The 20,932-nt window shown below is 71.8% G+C and carries 18 protein-coding genes; 10 read left to right on the forward strand and 8 right to left on the reverse strand.

Annotation, left to right across the window (positions count from 1 at the left end; translation table 11 throughout):
- Positions 1–120: 120 nt before the first annotated feature.
- Together ACQPZA_RS00940 and ACQPZA_RS00945 are read right to left on the reverse strand one after the other, a co-directional pair.
- Positions 121–2,307: an FUSC family protein gene (locus tag ACQPZA_RS00940; protein ID WP_433277523.1), complete on the reverse strand. Its 2,187-nt coding sequence runs from the start codon at positions 2,305–2,307 to the stop codon at positions 121–123.
- A gap of 160 nt (positions 2,308–2,467) precedes the next feature.
- The gene (locus ACQPZA_RS00945; RefSeq protein WP_433277525.1) at positions 2,468–3,436 is read right to left on the reverse strand and encodes an alpha/beta hydrolase; all 969 of its coding nucleotides are present in this window, start codon (positions 3,434–3,436) and stop codon (positions 2,468–2,470) included.
- Between the two features lie 497 nt (positions 3,437–3,933).
- Here ACQPZA_RS00945 and ACQPZA_RS00950 point away from each other — a divergent pair, with 497 nt between their 5' ends.
- From ACQPZA_RS00950 to ACQPZA_RS00975, 6 genes are all read left to right on the forward strand, one after another.
- The gene (locus ACQPZA_RS00950) at positions 3,934–4,512 is read left to right on the forward strand and encodes a polysaccharide lyase family 7 protein (RefSeq protein ID WP_433277526.1); all 579 of its coding nucleotides are present in this window, start codon (positions 3,934–3,936) and stop codon (positions 4,510–4,512) included.
- A 423-nt stretch (positions 4,513–4,935) separates the two neighbouring features.
- Entirely contained in the window at positions 4,936–5,862 is a 927-nt protein-coding gene (locus ACQPZA_RS00955; RefSeq protein WP_433277528.1) for a hypothetical protein, read from the forward strand.
- The gene (locus tag ACQPZA_RS00960) at positions 5,859–7,082 is read left to right on the forward strand and encodes a glycosyltransferase (RefSeq protein WP_169400643.1); all 1,224 of its coding nucleotides are present in this window, start codon (positions 5,859–5,861) and stop codon (positions 7,080–7,082) included. Before ACQPZA_RS00955 ends, ACQPZA_RS00960 begins: the two co-directional genes overlap by 4 nt.
- Positions 7,079–9,034, forward strand: coding sequence for a right-handed parallel beta-helix repeat-containing protein (locus tag ACQPZA_RS00965; protein ID WP_433277530.1), 1,956 nt, complete (start codon positions 7,079–7,081; stop codon positions 9,032–9,034). The genes ACQPZA_RS00960 and ACQPZA_RS00965 overlap by 4 nt, the downstream gene beginning before the upstream one ends.
- 2 nt (positions 9,035–9,036) lie before the next feature.
- Positions 9,037–9,939 (forward strand): polysaccharide lyase, encoded by a 903-nt coding sequence (locus tag ACQPZA_RS00970; RefSeq protein ID WP_433277532.1) that lies wholly within the window; start codon positions 9,037–9,039, stop codon positions 9,937–9,939.
- On the forward strand, positions 9,936–11,339 hold the full coding sequence (locus ACQPZA_RS00975; RefSeq protein ID WP_433277534.1) for a right-handed parallel beta-helix repeat-containing protein: 1,404 nt from the start codon (positions 9,936–9,938) through the stop codon (positions 11,337–11,339). Before ACQPZA_RS00970 ends, ACQPZA_RS00975 begins: the two co-directional genes overlap by 4 nt.
- Positions 11,340–11,408: 69 nt before the next feature.
- On the opposite strand, the gene ACQPZA_RS00980 is transcribed toward ACQPZA_RS00975, so the two are convergent.
- Positions 11,409–12,401 (reverse strand): zinc-dependent alcohol dehydrogenase family protein, encoded by a 993-nt coding sequence (locus tag ACQPZA_RS00980; RefSeq protein ID WP_433277536.1) that lies wholly within the window; start codon positions 12,399–12,401, stop codon positions 11,409–11,411.
- 127 nt (positions 12,402–12,528) lie between these two features.
- Here ACQPZA_RS00980 and ACQPZA_RS00985 point away from each other — a divergent pair, with 127 nt between their 5' ends.
- On the forward strand, positions 12,529–13,095 hold the full coding sequence (locus tag ACQPZA_RS00985) for a CGNR zinc finger domain-containing protein (RefSeq protein WP_433277538.1): 567 nt from the start codon (positions 12,529–12,531) through the stop codon (positions 13,093–13,095).
- Positions 13,096–13,238: 143 nt separating this feature from the next.
- Positions 13,239–13,493 (forward strand): hypothetical protein, encoded by a 255-nt coding sequence (locus ACQPZA_RS00990; RefSeq protein WP_433277540.1) that lies wholly within the window; start codon positions 13,239–13,241, stop codon positions 13,491–13,493.
- A 15-nt stretch (positions 13,494–13,508) separates the two neighbouring features.
- Here ACQPZA_RS00990 and ACQPZA_RS00995 read toward each other — a convergent pair whose 3' ends face one another.
- The 4 genes from ACQPZA_RS00995 to ACQPZA_RS01010 all read right to left on the reverse strand — a co-directional run bounded on the left by ACQPZA_RS00995 (position 13,509) and on the right by ACQPZA_RS01010 (position 16,614).
- Positions 13,509–14,285 (reverse strand): STAS domain-containing protein, encoded by a 777-nt coding sequence (locus ACQPZA_RS00995; RefSeq protein WP_433277542.1) that lies wholly within the window; start codon positions 14,283–14,285, stop codon positions 13,509–13,511.
- Positions 14,266–15,261: an anti-sigma factor RsbA family regulatory protein gene (locus ACQPZA_RS01000; protein WP_433277543.1), complete on the reverse strand. Its 996-nt coding sequence runs from the start codon at positions 15,259–15,261 to the stop codon at positions 14,266–14,268. Before ACQPZA_RS01000 ends, ACQPZA_RS00995 begins: the two co-directional genes overlap by 20 nt.
- A 231-nt stretch (positions 15,262–15,492) precedes the next feature.
- Positions 15,493–15,792 (reverse strand): hypothetical protein, encoded by a 300-nt coding sequence (locus tag ACQPZA_RS01005; RefSeq protein WP_433277545.1) that lies wholly within the window; start codon positions 15,790–15,792, stop codon positions 15,493–15,495.
- A gap of 60 nt (positions 15,793–15,852) precedes the next feature.
- The gene (locus ACQPZA_RS01010; protein ID WP_433277547.1) at positions 15,853–16,614 is read right to left on the reverse strand and encodes a Vms1/Ankzf1 family peptidyl-tRNA hydrolase; all 762 of its coding nucleotides are present in this window, start codon (positions 16,612–16,614) and stop codon (positions 15,853–15,855) included.
- Positions 16,615–16,799: 185 nt separating this feature from the next.
- Here ACQPZA_RS01010 and ACQPZA_RS01015 point away from each other — a divergent pair, with 185 nt between their 5' ends.
- Together ACQPZA_RS01015 and ACQPZA_RS01020 are read left to right on the forward strand one after the other, a co-directional pair.
- Entirely contained in the window at positions 16,800–18,506 is a 1,707-nt protein-coding gene (locus ACQPZA_RS01015; RefSeq protein WP_433277549.1) for a dynamin family protein, read from the forward strand.
- Complete coding sequence (locus tag ACQPZA_RS01020) at positions 18,503–20,209, forward strand: GTPase (RefSeq protein WP_433277551.1); 1,707 nt, start codon at positions 18,503–18,505, stop codon at positions 20,207–20,209. Before ACQPZA_RS01015 ends, ACQPZA_RS01020 begins: the two co-directional genes overlap by 4 nt.
- Before the next feature lie 147 nt (positions 20,210–20,356).
- Here the strand turns inward: ACQPZA_RS01020 and ACQPZA_RS01025 are convergent, their stop codons facing one another.
- Positions 20,357–20,905: a hypothetical protein gene (locus ACQPZA_RS01025; RefSeq protein WP_433277553.1), complete on the reverse strand. Its 549-nt coding sequence runs from the start codon at positions 20,903–20,905 to the stop codon at positions 20,357–20,359.
- Between the last annotated feature and the right edge of the window lie 27 nt (positions 20,906–20,932).

Raw genomic sequence — 20,932 nt, forward strand, 5'->3', positions numbered from 1 at the left:
GACACGAGCGTCCGGGCTGACCCGGGGGCAAGGTCAAGAGCGGCCAGGACTTGCAGCAAAGCCACGTTGCGGCAACGAGATTGCATGAAAGTGGCTTTGCTGCAATCCCGGGGGAGGGGTCTACCGCGTCGAGCCGGTCGGCTCCGGTGCGCTCGTGGGGTCCGGCGCCGGGGCCCGGTTCCCCGCTCTGAGGTCGTCCGCGAGCGCGACCACGGCCTGGTCGGTCCGACGCAGCACCCGGCTGACGGTGAGCAGGCCGGAGCGGGGCGGCTCGGGATGGTGGGCCGCGTCGGACTCCGCGGCGTCGATCACGTCCTCCGCGGACCGGATCTCCCCGCCGTCGCGGCGCAGCAGCGCGTTGCGCAGGCCGTCGATATTGCCCCGGACCCGTTCCGCCGCCGGGCACACCGTCATCCAGTCCGGAGCGCGTATCTCGTCGGAGAGCCGGACCAGGGAACGGGCGTAGTGCTCGACGCCGGTCAGCATCTGCAGTGTCCGGTGGTAGCTCGACCGTTGGCGGCGCCACGGCAGGGGGCTGTCGAGCGGCGCGGCGCGGGCGCGCAGGGTGGCCAGCGCGTCGTGCAGGTTGCGGGCCAGCTCCACGGACGGGGTGGTCGGGTGCCGGCCGACGATGCGGTCCACCGACGTGGAGAGCACGTCGTCGACCGCGTTCACCAGGTCGTCGAGGGCCTCTCCGAACGCCTCCCGGCTGCGCTTCGGCAGCACCACGTACGCGGCGATGATGCCCAACGCGGCGCCGACCGCGGTCTCCTCGATCCGCAGCACCAGCAGGGCCACGCTGAACTGCCCGATCAGCCCGTACAGGAGTGCGAGCACCACGCTGATCCAGAACGCCAGCAGCGCCGGCGAGATCTGCACCAGGTAGATCCCCAGGAAGATGCAGACGAACAGGAGGATCAGAGCGGTCAGCTGGCTACCCGAGACGAGGGCCGCGAGACCGACCCCGGCGAGCACCCCGCCGATCGTCCCGAGGATGCGTCCCCAGCCGCGGGTCAGCACGTCGCCGCGGCTGCTGGTGCCGGCGAACACGAGGAACGCCGTGATGACCGCCCAGTACCAGCGGGAGGGCGAGACGAGCTCGCCCACGACGATTGCCAGGCTGGTGGCGACGCCGACCTGGATGGCCTGGCGGGTGGTCAGGAGGAGGCCGGAGGACGCAGCGGGAGCTGGGGCGCGGTCGTCGGTCACGTCCCCGGTGTCGGGGTCGGGACCGGTGGCCGCGGCAGGTGCGACGGGCTGCTCCGGGGCCAGCGGCGCCCGGAGCGCCCAGGCCAGCCGCGTCACGGCGAACGCCACGCGCTGGACCCGGTCGCCGTGGCCCTGCGTCTCGCCGACGATGGGCGCGACGCTGCGTTCGGCGCAGTCGAGCAGCGCGGTGACCATCGCCGTCGGCGTGCCGCTGGCGGTGGCCGCGAGCAGCCCGTGCAGGCCGTCCAGGAGCATCCGGCTCGCGTCGTCCGCCAGTGACTTGTCCTCCATGACCATGCGGACGCTCGCGACCGCGAGCCGCTCCGCGGCCAGCTCCACGTCGAGTACGTGGCCGGGCACGTCGGCCCCGGTGCCGCCGCCGGGCAGCTCCGACCCGGGACGGTCCGCCGTGACCGACACCGCGAGCGCGGTGTCGTTGAGCCGCGTCTGCCTGCGCTGCACGTTCCGCAGCCGCGCGTCGAGCTCGGGGGTACCGCCCGTGACCAGCTCGGTGACCGCGCCGACGAGGTCGTGGACGCGGGCGTCGAAGGCACGGAGCTGATGGACGAGTGTGCGCCCGGGCCGCTCGACGAACAGCACGCCGCGTAGCAGCAGTGTCGACCCGACGCCGACGCACGCCGCGAGCAGCAGCCAGGGCAGCTGGGCGGGCGTGGCCTGCAGGTACTGGGTGAAGAAGTACGCGTTGAAACCCGCCATGCCGAGGGCGAACCCGCGGGCGCCGAAGCGGCGGACGTAGACCGCGAGCATCATCACCACGACGAACACCACGTCGGCCGGGATGTGGTGGCGCGACAGCAACGCCCCCGCCGTGATCGCCGCCGCCGCCGGAACGAGCATCAGTGCCGTGGTGACCCTGCTGCGACGGAGATCGGGCTCGTTGACCGAGATGCTGCTGATCATCGCGAGCACGGCGGCGAACAGCAGCACGGTGACGGGCTGTTTGGCGACGGCGCTCACCACGGCCATCACGGCGGTCGCCAGGACCATCGAGGCCGTGCCGATCGCCGCGAGCCTGAGTCGGACCAGGCCCGGATCGGTTCCGGTCAACCTGGTGCGGAGCTCCGCAGGCCAGGACACCCGCTCAGTCTTGCACGTGGAACGCGGACCGCCAGGGATCCGAGCGGCCCGGTCCGGACAGGCGGCTGCTCCGCCGGCTCACCGCGCCCGGCTCGCGGAGGTCGTCGGCATCGAGTGTGAGGTGGCTCGCGGGGAGAGGCTCGTGGTGCTCCGCGCCGGCTCAGCCCGTGATGAGGCGTCTCAGCCAGCTCTCCCGGGCCCGGCGCGCGTCGACGGACAGGGCGGCGCCGGGCAGGAACGTGTCGAAGCCGTGGAAGGCTCCGGGCCACACGTGCAGTTCGGCCTGCACCCCGGCTCCCCACAGGCGGGTGGCGTAGTCCACGTCCTCGTCGCGGAAGGTCTCGGTGGATCCGCAGTCGACGAACGCGCCCGGCAGACCGGACAGGTCGGTGGCGCGGGCGGGCGCGGCGTAGGGGCTGACACTGTCGGTGCCCTGCTCGCTCCCCAGCAGGGCCGCCCATGCCGTGGCGTTGCTGACCTGGTCCCACATCCCGACGCCGGTGAACTGCTGGGCCGACACGCTGTTGTTGCGGTCGTCCAGCATCGGGCACATGAGCAGCTGTCCGGCCAGCTGGGGGCCACCGCGGTCACGGGCCAGCAGCGCCAGTCCCGCCGCCAGACCACCCCCACCGCTGACTCCCGCCACGACGAGGAAATCCGGGTTCCCGCCGATCTCGCGCGCGTTCTGCTCGGTCCAGAGCAGCCCGGCATAACAGTCCTCGATCGGCGCGGGATGCGGATTCTCCGGGGCCAGCCGATATTCGACGGTCACGACGACGACGCCGAGCCGTTCGATCCAGTCGAGGACCAGCTCGATCTGACTGAACCGGTCGCCGAACAGGAAGCCACCGCCGTGCATGAAATACACGACGGGCGCGCCCTGTGGTGCGTCGTGGCGGCGCAGAACGGAAAGAGTGACATCCGGTTCGGTGGCCAGCCCGCGAGCTTCGGCATGTCTGACACCGATCGGCCGCCCGGCGATGAGCCGCTCGACCGGGACGGCCGATCCCGCGACCCGGCTGCGGGAGGCCTGCACCATATCCGGGGTGATCGAGGACGGGATCCCGGCGAGCAGAGTGCGGCGCGCCATCTCCAGCTCCGGATCGAACGGCGGGCGGGGAAGTGGCATCGGGCACCCATCAGGACAGGTCGACCGGTGCTCCGGCATGACGGTGGCTGCGAAGTCACCATCGACTCGATAAGCACCCGCCGAAGTTGCTGGTGCACGGAAGGTTATCCGACCCCCTGACCGGGGGAAGGTGAAGTCGATCACCCCGGGGGAGTATCCGGTCATTCCGGCGCAGATTATCGCAAAACGGCGAGAAAGGGCATTGTGGAAACCCGGGGATCGGATGGTTCGCACTGGTGGCCGGAGTGGATCGCCGGAGAGGGTCGGATTCCGGCGCAGAACCCGGCCGATACTCGCGGTCCGGGCAGCGCTTCTCGGGCCGGTGGCCGTCGTCGCCGGCTGTGCCCGCCCGAGCCCGCCGCCCCCGCCGCTCACCCCTCCCGCGCCGACGGCAGTTCCCTCCCCGACCGCCGCTCCGGTGCCGCCCCGACCTCGGAGCCTTCTGCCCCGCCTCCGGTCCGTAACCGGCGCCCGGGCCAGTTGCTGGACCTGTCGGATTGGTACCTGACCCTGCCGGACCGTACTTCCACCTCGACCAGGCGGGGGACGGCGTTGTCTTCATCGCGAACGCCGGTGGGGTCACCACGTCGGGCAGCAGCTGTCCGCGCTCCGAAGTGCGGGAGATGGACGGGGACCGGAAGGCCGACTGGTCCAACCGCGCCGGCACCCACACGCTGTCGGTCCGGCAGGCCGTGACGCGGTTGCCCGCGGTCAAACCCGACGTGGTCACGGCGCAGATCCACGACGCCGAGGACGACGTCCTCGAGGTGCGGTTGGAGGGCGAGCGGTTGGTCGCCCAGTACGAGGACGGTGACGGCGAGAGGGTGATCGACCCGGTCTGCCGCCTGGGCACCCGTACGAACTCCGGATCGTGGCGGCGGGGAGCCGCGTGCAGGTCTTCTACAACGGCGAGCTCGAGGCCGACATCCCGTCGGCGAGGTGGTCGTCCACTCGCTGCAGGCGGCCCACTCCGGGTGAAGTTCCGCCCCGGTTCCCGGGTGGCCGGACCGTCCGGGGCCGGCCGACGTCCCCGGACGGCGCGGTGCCGGAAAGTTTTCCGGTCGTTGATGTGGTGAACCGGGCGGTCGCCCGCGGCCACCGGAATCAACGACTTTCTGTGATGGCGCCGCTTGTCGAGCGCGATCTTTGTATCTGCCGTGGGACGTAGGTCCTCGGCTTGTTGACGGTCGGTAACGGAATGCTGCCCTATTGGTGTGGACGCCGTCACGGTCAGCCGATGGGACAGATATCCCCCGATGTGGTTGGGTTCACAGGTTTAGTGGCGTGCAGTTGGGTATCAGGCGATAGATCAACCACGACTTTCGGGTGGTGGTATGCCGCCTGACCTGGGGAAACCCTGATTCTGCTGTACGTTCCGGGTGCGGCAGTTGTAGCGCTTGGTGACCGAATCCCGGCTGGTAACGCTCGCTTCGTCGTCTCCGAGAGCCAGCTTGCCCCGCGGGTTCGAATTGTTCTCCAGAATGGAAGGGCGCTGTCAGATGCAGGCATCGAGGATCTTCATCATCGGTTCGGGTGTGGTCGGAGTGGCCACCGGGCGGGGTTTCCTGGCCGCCGGTCACGACGTGACCTTCATCGACACGGACACTTCTCGGTTGGATGAGCTGAGGTCGGTCTACGGGTTGGATGCGCGTGCGGAGTTGGATCTCCGTGACGAGCTGGACTCGTTCGTGTTCTTGACGTTGCCCACGCCGAATGTGGGGTGGGAGTACGACCTGCGGGCGTTCACGGCGGGGACGACGTCGGTGGGGCAGGCGTTGGCGGACTCTCCTGGTCGCCACACGGTTGTGGTGCGGTCGACGGTTCCGCCGGGCACCACCGAGGGGTTGGTGCGGTCGGTGTTGGAGCGGTGTTCGGGTCGGGTGGCGGGGGTGGGGTTCGGGTTGGCGGCGAATCCGGAGTTTTTGCGGGCGGCGTCGGCTGAGGAGGATTTCCGGTCGCCGTGGATGACGGTGGTGGGGTCGCGTGATCCGGAGACGGTGGCGGGGTTGGTGGGGTTGTTGGCGTCGTTCGGTGGGGAGTTGCGGACGTTCGACTCGCCGGCTGAGGCGGAGTTCGTGAAGTGTGCGCACAACATCTTCAATGCGACGAAGATCAGTTTTTGGAACGAGATGTGGTTGGTGGCGCGGGAGGTGGGGGTGTCGTTGGATCCGGTGGCGGCGACGGTGGCGCGGTCGGCGGAGGGGTCGTTCAACCCGGAGTACGGGATTCGGGGTGGGGCGCCGTATGGGGGGGCGTGTCTGCCGAAGGACACGTGTGGGTTTGTGGGGTTCGCGGCGGGGGTGGGGGTGGATATGCCGTTGTTGCGGGCGGTGGTGGCGACGAATGAGCGGTTGGCGGCGGTGATGCGTCGTGAGGTGGAGGGTGTGGTGGGCCGGGAGGCGGTGGGGGGTGCCGGGCGGGCATGAGTCTGCCGCTTTATTACTACGTGTTGGGCACTCCGTTGGGGGTGCTGGGTTTGGTGCGGTGGTCGTGCTGGTTGGTGCGGCGGGTGCCGGCGGTGTTGTATCGGCCGGTGGTGAATGATTTCCGGTTGCCGGTGAGTGTGGTGGTGCCGGTGTATCAGGAGGATCCGGTGGTGTTCACCGCGGCGGTGGAGTCGTGGTTGGCGAATGAGGGTGTTGTCGAGGTCATTTTGGTGATCGATGCCTCGGATGTGGTGTGTCGGGAGATCGCGGGCCGGTATCCGGTGACGGTGGTGGTGACCGAGGTGCCGGGGAAGCGGGATGCGTTGCGGCGGGGGTGGCGGGCGGCGAGCAGCGAGTTGGTGGCGTTGGTGGATTCGGACACGATCTGGGCGCCGGATGTGGCGGCGCAGGTGTGTCAGCCGTTTGCTGATCCGCGGATCGGGGGGGTCGGGACGCGGCAGAGTGTGTACGGGTCGTCGGGGTTTCTGGCGCGGATCACGGACATGTTCCTGGATCATCGGTATTTCGATGAGAACGCGAGTCAGAGTTTGTTGGGGCAGGCGGTGTCGTGTCTGTCGGGGCGGACGGCGGTGTATCGGCGGGCGTTGTTGGTGGAGGTCGAGGACGAGTTCATGCATGAGACGTTCTGGGGGGTGCCGTGTCTGTCGGGGGATGACAAGCGGTTGACCACGTTGATCTTGGAGCGTGGGCATGGGACGTACATGCAGCGGAGTGCGGAGGTGTGGTCGACGTTCCCGGACGGGTGGCGGGTGTTCTGCCGGCAGCGGTTGCGGTGGGCGCGGAACACGTGGCGGTCGGATCTGCGGGCGTTGTCGCGGCGGTGGGTGTGGCGGCATCCGTTCCTGGCGTACACGATGATCGACAAGGCGGTGGCGTGTTTCACGTTGTTGCTGGGGTTGGCGTTCATGGTGTCGTCGATCGTGGCGGGGCATTGGGTGTTCGTGGTGGTGTTGGCGTTGTGGTGGCAGCTCAGCCGGTCGGCGAAGTTGTTGCCGCATCTGCGGCGGCGGCCGTCGTCGTTTTTCTATATTCCGGGTTATGTGGTGGTGTCGTGGTTGATGGCGTTGATCAAGATTCAGGCGTTGTGCACGATCCGGAAGCAGCGTTGGCTCACGCGTGAGGTGGCTGTGGAGAACGGTGTGGTCGTGCGGACCAGCATTGACGGCGACCAGTCCACACCGGAGGAAATCTCCGCATGAGTCGTACCCGGGACCGGTCCCGGTCTCACCGGCACAGCCTCTGGCTGTTGCTCGCCTGTGCCCTCATCACCCTCGTCGGCCTGGTGACCGCGCCGTCGGTCGCCACGGCCGGTTCGCCTGCGCCTGCCGCCTCGATGCTCCCGGCCCAACCGCCGCCGGGCGGGGACCCGGGGGACCGGGCAGCCGCGGCCGGCCGGATCCGGGCGGCGTGGGAGGGGCGGGGCCGGCCGACGCGGATGGCGATCGTGCGCGCCACCCGGGTCGACGTGGTGGCCGACGGGCACCTCGCCCAGCAGGTTCCGCTGCGTCCCGGCCCGGTCACCCTGCCCGTGCTCGACCGGTCCCTGCCCCCGACCTGGTTGCGTGAGAGCGCCGACACCGCGCTGCTGGCCGCCACGGTGGTCCTCACCCCGGGCACCGCGATGGACATCGCCGGGGACGTCTCGGGGATCCGCACGCTCGCCCTCGCCGGCGGCTCCAGCACCGCCGATACCGCGTCCCTCTACACCGGCGGCGGGCGGCTGAGCCTTCGCGGGCTGACCATCACCTCAGCCGACCCGGCCACCGGCCAACGTGCAGCCCCGGCTGCCGGGCGCTCCTCGATCGTGGTGTCCGCCCGCGGACACCTGGATGCCACGGACACCACCATCACCGACCTGGGCACCCCCGCCCCGGACTCCGACATCGGCGACGGCGGGCGGGCCGCCGTGGTGTTCGGCGCGGACAGCAGCGGCGCACTGGTCCGCACCACCTTGGCGCGCAACAGCACCGGGCTCCAACTGTCCCGCTCCGACGCCGTGCGCCTCGACCAGGTCACCGTCAGCGACTCCGTCGGCGACGGGATCGTCCTGCGCGGCGATCGCGCCACGATGATGACCGGCATCCGGGCCGAGCGAAACGGCGGCAACGGGATGGTAGTCGCGGCCGAGACCGCGGCCCGGCCCGCCGGTGGACCCGCGAGCCGGCTGACCGCGGGGAGCGCCGGCCGCCTCATCACCCAGGTGTCCACCACGGGCAACGGGAGGTTCGGACTCGTCCTCATCGGTCAGACGGGCGCTCAGGTCACCGATGTTTCCACCGCCGCCGACAAGTCGGGTGGTCTGCGGGTGAGCCGCTCGGCCGACACGGTGGTGACCAACTTCAGTGCGACCGACCAGCCGGTCGGTGTGTTCACCCACATCAACAGCACGAACGTGGTGCTGGACCACATTCGGACGACCGGTGGTCGGCGGGGCCTGGTGGTGGAGAAGAGCACCCAGGGCCTGGCGCTGCGCGAGTCGACGTTCCAGGGCGCCCGGGTGGCCGGGGTCGCCGTCGGCGGCCGGGACGTCACCGTCACCGGCGTGCAGGTCAGCGACTCCGCCACCGGGGTGCGCATCGAACGCGGCGCCAGGACCGTCACGGTGACCGGGCTGAGACTGCGCGGCGGCCACGACGGCATCGTCGCCACCCCCGACACCACCGGCGTGCTCGTGCAGGACCTCGTCGCCGAGGGCGTCGCCTTCGACACCGTGCGGACCTTCAGCCCCGACACCCGCATCATCGGCGGCCACATCACCGGCGGCACCACCGGCATCGACGTCGGCGCCGCCACCACCATCTCCGGCACCGTCATCGACCACGCCCAGGAAGGCATCCGCTCCCGCTCGGCCCAACTCGTACACGCCGACAACGTCGACGTGGCCACCACCGCCCTGGGCATCAACGCCGCCGAGGGCAGCCCCTTCCTGCTCACCGCCTCCCGCGTACACGCCCTCGAAGCCGTCCGCGGCCAGGTCGGCCAGGCCGGACCCAACGAGCTCAGCCTGCCCCCGCTCAACCTCCTCGGCGCCATCGGCATCCCCCTGATCCTGCTGGCCATCGTCCTGGAACAGGTCCACACCCGCCGCCAGCGCCGCACCGGCACAGCGCACCGCCGCCCCCCGCCCGTCCTCCCCTCGAGCGGAGGGTGACGGTGACGCGGTCCCACACCCTGCGGCGTTGCGTCGCGGCTGCCGGCGTGCTGGTCGTCGTGGCAGCCGTCGCGGCGTGCGGCGGGAGAGGCCCGGTCGAGCCGACCCCGACGGAGGTGGACTCCGTGGTCACCTCCACCGACCTGCAGCAGTTCCTGGGCAACGGGCTCGTCTACGACGACCACGGCAGCTTCGGTCTCGACGAGGCCCAGCTCCTGACCACCACCGACGCCCCCGGCGGGATCCTGCTCCGCGTCTCCTACCCCGCAGGCTCCGCCAGCCGCGCCGCCGGCGGCCCCGACGGCGGCACCCAGGCCTACCTCCGTCTGCCCGACACCAGCACCGCGACCGACACCCTCGACCTGCGCTACCAACTCCGCTTCTCCCCCGACTTCGACTTCGTCAAGGGCGGGAAGCTCCCCGGCCTCTACGGAGGCACCGTCACCAGCGGCCAACACATCCCCGACGGCACCAACGGCTTCTCCACCCGCTACATGTGGCGCACTGACGGCGCCGGCGAGGTCTACGCCTACCTCCCCACCTCCCAGCAACACGGCACCTCACTCGGCCGCGGCTGCTGGACCTTCACCCCCGGCCGCTGGACCCAGCTCCACCAACGCATCACCCTCAACACCCCCGGCCTCGCCAACGGCCGCATCACCGTCTGGCAGGACGACCGCCTCGTCCTCGACCACCCCGGCCTCGAGTTCCGCACCACCCCCGACCTGCGTATCGACGGCCTGTTCTTCTCCACCTTCTTCGGCGGCGACGACTCCAGCTGGGCCAGCCCCACCGACCAGCACGCCGACTTCGCGGACTTCGCCGTCTCCTCGACCTCGACCCCACCACCTGCACCGCCAGGCGCCGCGGCGCCCGACTGCGGAGTGAACGGAGCCCCGTCATGACGAGTCGCACAGCCGGCTGGAGACGTCGAACGGCCGGGTTTCCCCGGATCCCGGTCACCGCCGTCCGGGCCGTGCTGCTGATCGCCGTGCTCGGTCTGCTGAGCGGTGCCTTCGTTCTGCTGGGAAACGCCTACGCCCCGGCAAGTCCGGAACCACTGGCGCGCCGGCCGATCCCGGTGGAACCGGTGGTCGACCCGGCCCGGCCCTGCACCCGGGAAGCTCCGCCGGTGCCTGCGGCCGAACCGGGCACGCCGTCCCGCGCGGGCGTGAGCTTCGACCCCGCCTCCAACACGATCGTGCTCGCCTCGGGCGAGGGCGTCAGCCTCTCCGCACTCAGCAGCGCGGTCGGCAACCCGGCGGCGCTGCGCGAGGTGGCCCCCGGGGAGTGGCTGCTCGGGGCCGACCTCCAGGTGCTCACCGGCGCCTCGTTGCAGATCACCGCCCCTGACGTGCGCTGGCTGAAGCTCGGCAGCAGCCCGGCGGGCTTCGTCACCGTCAAGGTTCTCGGGGGTGCCCTCGACATCACCGGAACCTGCGTCACCTCATGGGACACCGCCGCAGGCCACGCCGACGCGGACAGCCTCGACGGCCGCGCCTTCCTGCTCGCCCGCGACGGCGCACGGATGCAGATCCAGCATTCCGAGGTGCGCTACCTCGGCTACGGCGAGGTCGAGTCCTACGGGATGTCGTGGCGCACCGCGGCCACCGGCGGCATCACCACGAGCGTCGTGTCGCACCTGTTCTACGGGCTCTACTCGTTCCGGGTCGACGGACTCACGGTGCAGGACAACGAGTTCCACCACAACGAGCTGTACGGCATCGACCCGCACACCAGCTCGCGCCGCATGCTGATCGAACGCAACATCGTGCACAACAACGGCAAGCACGGGATCGTCCTGGCCGAGGACTGCACCGACAGCGTGATCCGCGACAACGTGGTCTACGCCAACGACCACCACGGAATCGTGCTCTACCTGCACTCCGACCGGAACATCGTCGAAGGCAACGACTCCTTCGGCAACGCCGCCCAAGGCATCAACATCAACGAGTCGGCAGGCAACACCGTGCGCGGCAACCGCGTCTACGACAACACCGAGTCCGGCATCGCCGTCGGCCAGACCGCCAAGGACAACGTGGTGGAGAACAACCAGATCCGCGGCAACCAGCAGGACGGCATCCGCCTGGTCAGCGATGCCGTGGAGACCACCGTGCGGGGCAACGTCATCGGCGAGAACACCCGCTACGGCGTCTACGTCGACGGCAACGGCACCTTCGACCTCGCCGGCAACACCATCTTCGGCAACCGCACGGGCGTCATGCTGAAGGGCACGCCCACGGTCGTGACCCCTGCCGACAACCGGCTCTTCGACAACGTCAAGGGCGACATCGCGAAGAGCTGAGCCCCCGCGCGATCCCTCCGCCGACGGGGACGCCGCCGGAGGGGCCGCCACGGAGCGAGCCGGTGCAGATCAGGCGTGGGGGAACGTGAAGAGCACCTTTCCGGCGCGGTCCGGCGAGGCGTTGCGGGCGAACGCCTCCTCGTACCGGTCGAGCGGGTAGGTGGAGTCGACGGGCACGGCGAGCACGCCGCGGGCAACGAGGTCGACGAGGTAGCCCACGACCTTCTCGATCTCGGCCCGGGGTGCGCTGCGAACCCAGTTGGTCAGCCAGAACCCGCGGACCGCGAGCTCGCTGAACACGAGGTTGCCGAGCGGTACCGCCGGCGGCTCACCCGTGGGAGAGGAGTAGCTGACGACGGTGCCGCCGAACTCGAGCGCGGTCGCCAGCGTCCCCGGCACACTCCCGCCCGCGCCGTCGAGGACCAGCCGGAGCTTGTCGCCACCCAGTGCCGCCACGATCCGGTCGCCCAGGTCGTCGCCGTCCACGAGGACGATGTCGCCACCCGCGGCCCTGGCCTCCTCTGCGGCCTTCTCGCTCCGCACCAGGCTGAGCGTCCTGAGGCCGGCGATCTTGGCGAGGGCGATCACGCTGCGGGCGACGGCCGAGTTCCCGAGGGTCTGGCCCACCCAGTCGCCCGGCTCGAGGCCGACGTACTTGGTGAGCATCAGGTGGGCGGTGACCGGGTTGACCACCGCCATGGACAGCTGCTGCGCGTCGACGTCCTCGGGCACGACGACGATGTTGCGGGTGGGAACGACGACGGTGTCCCCCCACACGCCCTGTTCGTACGGGCTCAGAACGACCACGCGTTTTCCGGCGAGCGACCGGTCGACGGCGGACCCGACCTCGATCACCCGGCCGACGCCCTCGGAGCCGAGGACCGCGGGGATCGCCGGCTGCAGCGCGTAGTAGCCGTTCGAGAACAGGTAGTCGACGGGGTTGATCGGCGACACCTCCATCCGGACGAGCGCGTCCTCGGCGCCGACCGTCAGGTCGGGGTCCTTCTCGAGGCGCGCGTTGCCGGTGAGGTCGCCGACGGCGGTCAGGACGATCTGGCTCATGGGAGTGCTCCTCGCTACGTGCACCAGGGTAATCGTTATTCCTTCAACGACGCTTACGAACGTAGCGACTAACTCGATCTATGTAAAGGTCTATGTTGTTTAGACCATGTTCGGGTAACGTCGGGTCATGAGCTCCAGTGCGACGCGCACCGCCCGCGACGAGGCGGTCAGCGCTTCCGCGGCAGCGCTCGTGGACCTGTTGAACTCGCGTGCCTTCGCCGGCGTGGCGGACGGGCTCGCCACCCCCGAGTCGGCCGCCGAGGTCCTCCGCCCCTTCGGACAGGAGGATGGCGGCCCCTCACCGCACCGTCTCGACCTCGTCCGCGCGATACGGTCCGACCTCCTCGACGTTCTCGCAGCGGCCGATCCCTCCGACACCGCCGGGAACTGGGCGGCCTTCTCCGGTCGGGTCTCCTCCATCACGTTCCAGCAGGACTTCTCCGAACCGGGGCAGGTCCTGCTGCGTCAGATCACCGGTGACCCGGTGGCCGGCCGGATCACCCGGGCCGTCGCCGCGCTGGTCGCCGCGGGCGGCTGGTCGCGCCTGAAGCAATGCGCCAACGACGAGTGCCGCGCGGTGTTCTACGACACCACCCGCAGCCGCACCCGGCGCTGGCACTCCTACGAGTACTGCGGCAACCGCACCAACGTCGCCGCCTACCGGGCGCGTACCGCCGGGTGCGGTGGTGACTAGAGGTCGTCCTGCCGGTCGTGTCACGCTCTCGCCGTCACGCACGGGTGTTAGCGTCGAACCGTGAGTGCCGCTGCGACGCCCCCACGTCGTGGCGTTGCCCGTCCGCCGGTTTCGGCGCGAGCGCACGGTGACAGGAGCAACGGATGACCAGCCCCAACGTCGACCCTGCAGCGATTCCCGACAGGCGCATCCCCTCGGGGACCCCCGCAGGCGAGGCGCAGGAGCACCCGCCGATCTGGGATGTCCGCGGCAAGCGGTGGGACTACGTTCCCGAGCTCGGTGGATGGGTGTGTGAGCAGGACAAGGACACACTGAGCCGCGACGTGGGTTCGATCCCGGCCGAGTTCCAGCCGACCTACGGCTACCCGCCGCCGCACCCGCCGGTCCTGGACGTCTAGTGCGGTGGGCCCTGGTCAGGACCGTCCCGGCCCGAGCGTGAGTCCCGGCAGCTGATCCAGCTGCAGCAGCCGCAGTACCCGGGTCAGGTGCGGGGCCGCGCCGTGGAGCTCGACCTGCCCACCGGCGGCACGGAACGCAGCTGTCTCGAGGTGGAGCAGGCGGACCCCGCTGACCCCGAGGAACCGGAGACCGCCCAGGTCGATCCGGACCGTCCGGCCCGCCGTCCTGGTCAGGCTGCGCAGTGCCACGGCGAGGACGTCCAGGTTGGTCATGTCGATCTCGCCGCCGAGATGCAGCGTGGCCTCGCGGCGACGGACGTCGAGCTGCTGTTCGTGCAGGCCGTCGGGGTGGCCCGTCACGGCCAGGTCGAGGTGGTCCATCCCGGCTGCCCGGTCGTACAGGCACAGCACTGACACCTGGTGGTTGCGGCTGAGGTCCCCGAGCACCGCCTCGACGTCGGAGTACATCTCGTTCGAGGACGCGGCGACAACGCCGTCGGCCCACATGACCACGCCCAGTCCGCGATAGCCCTCGTCCAGGGCGTGCAGCACCAGACGTGCCGGCTCGGCGGCCGGGCGCAGGTCGGCGGGATCGAGGACGACCGGGCCGGCGCCGGACCGGTGCACGCCGGCGTCGAACCCGTCGGGCGCGGCGAGGGTGAGCACCTTCTCGCCACGGCTGTGGGCCGCGAGCAGCCACGTGTCGATCTCGGAACGCCGGTGGCGGTCAGAGGCGGCCAGGAGCGCGTGGTGCCCGACCGTCGCCAGCGCGTCACGCCGGTTGCCGGACATGCCCGTCCTCCTCTGTCGTGCCCGACCTCATGACCAGCCGGATCGTGAACCCGCGGTCCGTCGTACCCATCGTGACGTGGGTGCAGACCCGGTGGATCATCCACAGGCCGAGGCCTGCCGACGTCGTCCCCCTCGTGGGCAGCAGTCCGGCGAACGGATCGCTCGGCCCGGGACCTGCGTCGCTGATCGAGGCCACGACGCGCTCCGGCGCCGACCAGAGCCGCAACCGGACGGGCGGGCGCCCGTGCGCCAGTGCGTTGGTGACCGCCTCACTGACAGCGAGCACGGTGTCGTCGACCTCGATCTCGTCGAGCACGGTCGCGTCACCGACCGCGCGGGCGGCGTTGCGGGCAGCCGCAGGTGTGGGATCGAGCAGATCGACCACCGGAGGCGTCGTCGCCTCCAGTGGGTCGACGTCACCGGCCGGGCGCTGGGCGAGGAAATCTGCCGGTTCCTGGTAGCGCGGGTTGGGGACGTGCCGGCCGTCGACGGTCGCGAGGTGCGGGTGGGTGCGGACGACGTCGGCCGCCACGTCGTCGGAGATGAGGCGCGTGTCGTAGGGGCACAGGCCCCACGCGGGGAAGGGGGCGAAGGCGTGGTTGATCGTGGCCTCGTAGCGGGCCCACCAGTCCCACGGCGCGCCCAGCCCGGGATGCGGGACCTCACCGAGCACGCGGATCTGCTGCGCACCGTCCGTCAGGCGGTCGGCGAGGAACTGCCGGTTGGTCGCGATGGTGTTCGCCGGGCGGGTGCGCCGACCCTCCCGGTCGTCGAGGAAGACGACCCCGGGAATGCCGGTGAGCGCGGCGCGGAGCAGCTCCGCTGTCCCACCCCCCACGCCGACCACGGCCGGCTCTCCGGCCGCGACGCCCTGTTCGAGAAAGGGGATGGCGATGGCGAGGAACTCCTCGTCGGTGTTGTAGAAGGCGGCCTCGTGGAAGTAGCCCTGGTGCCCAGCCGGTGCACCCGTCCGCATGCCGGAACCCGCCTTCCGTTCGTCCGTGAGCCGCCGATGTCCGTGCCGGGCCTCGCCGGCCCGGGCGACTCCTCCGACACGCCGTGACCTCCTGACCCGGTGGCAACGGGTGACGTCGTCCCGCGTCGATTACGACCGGATGCCCCTTCACGTACCCGCCATCGGAGTGGCCAACCACCCGCCTGGTCACGCTGCGATGTCGGCGCGGCCCCGGGCCCGTGGAGTCCTGCCTCAGCGGCTGGGCGCGGGCGACCAGCGCAACACCGCCGCCACCCCGTCCTCGACGGGACGACCGACGAGCCCGGTGCGGCCCCCACCGAGTGGCTGGAACGAGGCGCCGGACCCCGCTGCCGCGCGGAGCAGCGCCGCGTCCACCGGCACCCGGTGAAGCGACCGCGCACCCATGGCTTCGAGCTCCTCGCGGTCGAGGGCGACATGGGTCGGGTTCTCCGCGATCCACGCGGTCCCATCACGCTCGATACCGCCGTCGAGCAGCAGCGTGTCCACCTGCTCGGCGCGCAGCGCCGCCACTACGGGACCGATGCCCTGCGCGAACGCGCCGTCCGGGCGGCCCGCGACCTGTGCGACGTGTTAGAGCTCGGCATACCGCTCGCGGCTGGACGCGTCCCGGGCCGCCCGGTCGACCGCGGCAGCGAGCTCCTCGTCGCCGGCGCCGGAGGGAGCTCCGCTGTGCTCGATCTCCACCGCGTACCTCGCCGCGCGCTCACCGAGGTTGTCGAGCAGCAGCTTGCGCGACTGCGTCTCGCCGGCCAGCACGACGAGGCGCGCTCCGGCCTCGGACACGTGCCGGTCGACCCGCTCGGCGAGCTCGCTGACATTGCTGCGCCAGGTGTTCTCGACGGTGTGCTGCATCTTCAGGTGCTTCCACCCGCCGCCACGCACCTTGTGCAGCGGGTGCCGGGCGCTCGTGACGTCCTCGACGGCTTCGGGGCCGGTGCCCGGGTCGCTCGGGTCGGCCAGCAGGATCTCGCCACCGTTCTTGTCGACCCGCACCACCACGGCCGTCATCGGTTCGGGCAGATCCAGCAGCATCGGCAGGAGGTCGGGCACCGACGCCCAGGAGGCCGAGGGTGGGTCAGGGGGCTCGGCGAGGACGCGGTCGAGCAGCACCTCCCCGCTTCCGGCCACGAGGACCCGCCCGGCCCGGCCCACGACCCGCGGGCCGCCCAGGACGGCGTCCTCCAACGCGGCCAGCGTCGACAGGTCGGCGTCCTGGGCCTCCAGCGCGGACCGCAGCTCCTGCCAGCGCAGGCGCAGGGCGTGCTCGGCGTCCTCGGTCTCGTGGGAGACGTCCAGGTAGACGGTGGCGTACGGCCCGGCGGCCCGGCTCACTCACGGATGAACTCCAGATCCATCTCGGTCGGGTACCCCCGATACGGGGGGTCACTCGGCCGGTCGATGAGGGCGGTGCGTGGGCAGCACCGTTCGGAGATCTCGTGCAGCGGCACCGGGGGTTCGGGAGGGCACCGAACGGGCATTCGTCGCGGAACGCGCACCGTCGGCGTCGAGGAGTGGGGATGGACATCGGTGCTCCTGCACCCACCGCGCCGCTCCTCGACGCGCTCGTCCGGCTGCGCGAAGCGGCCGCCGACGCCCGCTTCGCGCTGGAGATCCCCGGTGCGGAGCAGGCGCGTGCCGTGCGGACCGAGCTGGTCCACCAGCTCGACGACTACGTGCTGCCTCGGCTCCGGCGGTTGGACGCCCCCCTGCTCACCGTGGTGGGCGGCTCGACCGGTGCGGGCAAGTCGACGGTCGTCAACAGCCTGGTGCGGGCACCCGTCACGCCTGCGGGGGTGCTGCGCCCGACCACGCGCTCCCCGGTGCTCGTGTGCCATCCCGAAGACATGCGCTGGTTCTCCGACACCCGTGTGCTGCCCGACCTCACGCGCACCACCGGTGCGGGCGCCGGCCACGAGACGCTGCAGCTCGTCGCTTCACCGGCGCTCGACCAGGGACTGGCCTTCCTGGACGCACCGGACATCGACTCGGTCGTCACGGCCAACCGGCGGCTCGCCACGCAGCTCCTCGCCGCGGCCGACCTGTGGTTGTTCGTCACCACCGCGGCCCGGTACGCGGACGCCGTGCCGTGGGACGTGCTGCAGACCGCCGCGTCCCGGGGCACCGCGCTCGCCGTGCTGCTCGACCGGGTGCCGCCGGGAGCTCAGGACGAGATCGGTCCCCACCTGCGGGAGATGCTCGTCGAGCACGGCCTGGGCGACGCGCCGCTGTTCGTCGTGCCCGAGACGGTGCTCGACGCCGGGCTGCTGCCCGAGCCGGTGCTCGCCCCCCTGCGTGCCTGGTTCCACGACCTCGCCCGCGACGCCGGGCAGCGGGCGACGGTCGTGCGCCGCACCCTGGACGGTGCGCTCGACAGCCTTCGCCCCCGCACCGCCGCGCTGGCCGCACAGGCCGGTGCCCAGGTGGACGCGGCGCGTCAGCTGCGTGCGGACGCCCGGGCCGCCTACGCCGCTGCGCTGGCCGAGGTGGACGCCGGGATCCGCGACGGTGCGTTGTTGCGCGGCGAGGTGCTGGCCCGCTGGCAGGAGTTCGTCGGCACCGGGGAGCTGCTGCGCACGCTGCAGGCCCGGGTCGGCCGGTGGCGGGACCGGGTGGCCGCCGCCGTGCGGGGCCGGCCGCGGCCCGGGGACGATCTCGCCGTCGCGCTGGAGTCGGGGGTCGCGCTGCTGGTGGGCAGCGCTGCCGAGCAGGCCGCTGAGCGCACCGCGACGACGTGGCGGTCGACCGCGGCGGGGGCTGCCCTGCTCCGCGACGCCGGGCTGCGGCTGGACCGGGTGTCCCCGGAGTTCCGGGACGACGCCGAGCGCGCGGTGCGCGACTGGCAGGCCGCGGTGCTCGACCTCGTCCGCCGGGAGGGCGGGGACCGGCGGACGGTGGCCCGGGCGGCTGCGTACGGCGTGAACGCCACCGGCCTGCTGGTGATGATCGCCGTGTTCGCCACGACGTCGGTGATCGCCCCACCGATCGAGATCGTCGTGGCGGGAGGCACCACGATGCTGTCGCAGAAGGTGCTGGAGGCGCTGTTCGGCGACCAGGCCGTCCGCGAGCTCGCGGACGACGCGCGGGCGGACCTGCTGGACCGGGTCGAAGCCCTGCTCGGCCGGGAGGAGCAGCGCTACGCCCGCCTCCTCGAGCAGCACGCGACCCTCCCGGAGGACGGTGCCGCGCTGGCGCGGGCGGCGGCAGCGGTGGAGCGGGCCCGGTGAACGACGTGACCGGCCCGCGGCTCCAGGCCGGCCGCCGCGCCGAGCGCGAGCGGGCTACTGCCGAGGAGCACGTCGCGGCGCGGCTGCGGGCGCTGGACCAGGTGGTGCGGGTCGGGGCGGGCCGGCTCGACGAGGCGTTGCTCGTGCCGGCGCGGGCTCTCGCCCGCCGGGCCGGGGAGCGGCTGCGGCTGTCCGGGACGCACACGGTGGTGGCGCTCGCCGGTGCGACGGGCAGTGGCAAGTCGTCGTTGTTCAACGCGCTCAGCGGGGCCGACCTGTCGGCGGTCGGGGTGCGCCGGCCCACCACCGGTGTCGCACACGCCGCCGTGTGGGGCGCCGAGGGCGCGGGCCCGCTCCTGGACTGGCTGGAGATCCCGCGGCGGCACCACGTCCGGACCCCGGAGGGGGACGTGGCGGAGAACCTCCGCGGGCTCGTGCTGCTCGACCTGCCCGACCACGACTCGACGGAGGTGGCGCACCGGCTCGAGGTGGACAGGCTGGTCGCGCTCGTCGACGTGCTGGTGTGGGTGCTCGATCCGCAGAAGTACGCCGACGCCGCGGTCCACGACCGGTACCTGCGCCCGCTCGCCCGGCACGGCGAGGTGATGGTGGTGGTCCTCAACCAGGTCGACCGCCTCCCGGCCGGCAGCACCGATGCCGCTGTGGCCGATGTCCGACGGCTGCTCGCCGACGACGGGCTCACCGGCGTCCCGGTGCTGGCCACGTCGGCCGTCGCGCAGGACGGGCAGGACGAGCTGCGGTCGGTGCTGATCGGTGCCGTTGCGGCGCACCGGGCGGCGCTGCGCCGGGTGTCCGCCGACCTGGACGACGTGGCCGCTGCCCTCGACGTCGTCGTCGCCGGGCCGGCACGCAACGACCTGGACCCGGCGACCTCCCGCGCGCTGACCGCGGCGTTGAGCTCCGCGGCGGGGGTGACCGCCGTCGGTGTGGCCGTCCAGCAGGCAGCGGTGCACCGGGCGGTGGCGGCTACCGGGTCGCCGTTCACGCGCTGGTTGCGACGGCTGCGCCCGGACCCGCTGCGGCGCCTGCACCTCGACCGGGCACTGGCCCGGACGGGTGCCGGGGACGGCGGGGGAGAAGGGCAGGGGAGTGGGCCGCCCCCGGTCGCCCGGACCTCGCTCCCCGCGAGCACCGCCGTCGAGAGATCCCGGGTGGACGTCGCGCTGCGGGCGCTGGCCGACTCCGCGGCCGAGGATCTGCCGGCTCCGTGGCCGGACGCCGTGCGGACCGCGGCCCGGGGCCGGTTCGAGGACCTGCCGGACGCTCTCGACCGAGCGGTGGCCACCACCGACCTCGGGCTGACGCGCACCCCGGTGTGGTGGCGGGCCGTCGGGCTGCTGCAGGCACTGCTCGCCACGCTCGCCCTCGCCGGGGGCCTGTGGCTCGCCGCCCTGTACGTGCTGACGGTGCTCCGGCTCCCCGAGCCCGGCACCCCCATGTTCCGGGAGGTTCCGGCGCCGACCGCGTTGCTGCTCGGGGGGTTGCTGGCCGGGTTGCTCCTCGCGCTGCTGGCGCGGGTTCTGGCCGTCGTCGGTGCGCGCCGGCGGCGCGCGACGGCCGAGATGCGGCTGCGTGAGGCGGTGGCGGCCGTGGCCGACGAGCTCGTGCTCTCGCCGGTCCGGACGGAGCTGACGGCCTACGGCCACCTGCGGGACGCTGTGGCGCAGCTCCACCGTCGCTGAGCGCCGATCATTGCGTAGTACCGAGGGCGGAACACGTGACGCCCACGGTGGACGGCAGGGGTCCGTTCCTCTCGATGCCCAGGGAACTGGCGTCGCTCGTCGGCAGCATCGCCGGGACGACCGGCGAGCCGGCCCTGACCCCCGGGCTCAGCTCGCGGTCGCCTTGTCGCCGGTCGGGGTGACGGCGAACCAGGTGCCGTCCTCCCCGTGGTGCCCGGTGCTCTGCAGGCCGCCCACGTCGTCGCGGTGGCGGTAAAGGGGCCACCCGGCGAGGGTGAGCTGCGAGGTGCCCTCGGGACGGGCGAGCCTGCCGACCAGTGCCGCGTCGACGCCCAGCAGCTCGGGCTCCTGGCCGGGCGCGACCAGCACCGGGATCCAGGTCTCGGTGCAGGGACCGGTGCACGTCGACGCGGACGGTGCGGCGCTGTCCTTGTCGGACCGGTACATGAGGTGCCCACCGCCGTCCGTGGCAACGACGCCGAGGGGGCCGCTCTGCACGGCGTACAGCGCCGGCACAGCAGAAGATGAGCCGTGGCCTTCGTGGGCGCCGTGGCCACCCTGGTGCTCCGGGGCGGCCGCGGTGGGGGCGGCTGCCGGCGGGGCTGCCGGTGCGGGGGGCGGCGCCGCGGAACAGCCGGCGACCGCGATGCCGGCGGCGAGGACGGAACCGATCAGGGCGAGCGCGGAACGGGACACGGTCCCCGATCCTCCCCGTACCACCCT

It is taken from the genome of Pseudonocardia xinjiangensis, from assembly GCF_050948425.1.
Lineage (GTDB): Bacteria > Actinomycetota > Actinomycetes > Mycobacteriales > Pseudonocardiaceae > Pseudonocardia > Pseudonocardia xinjiangensis.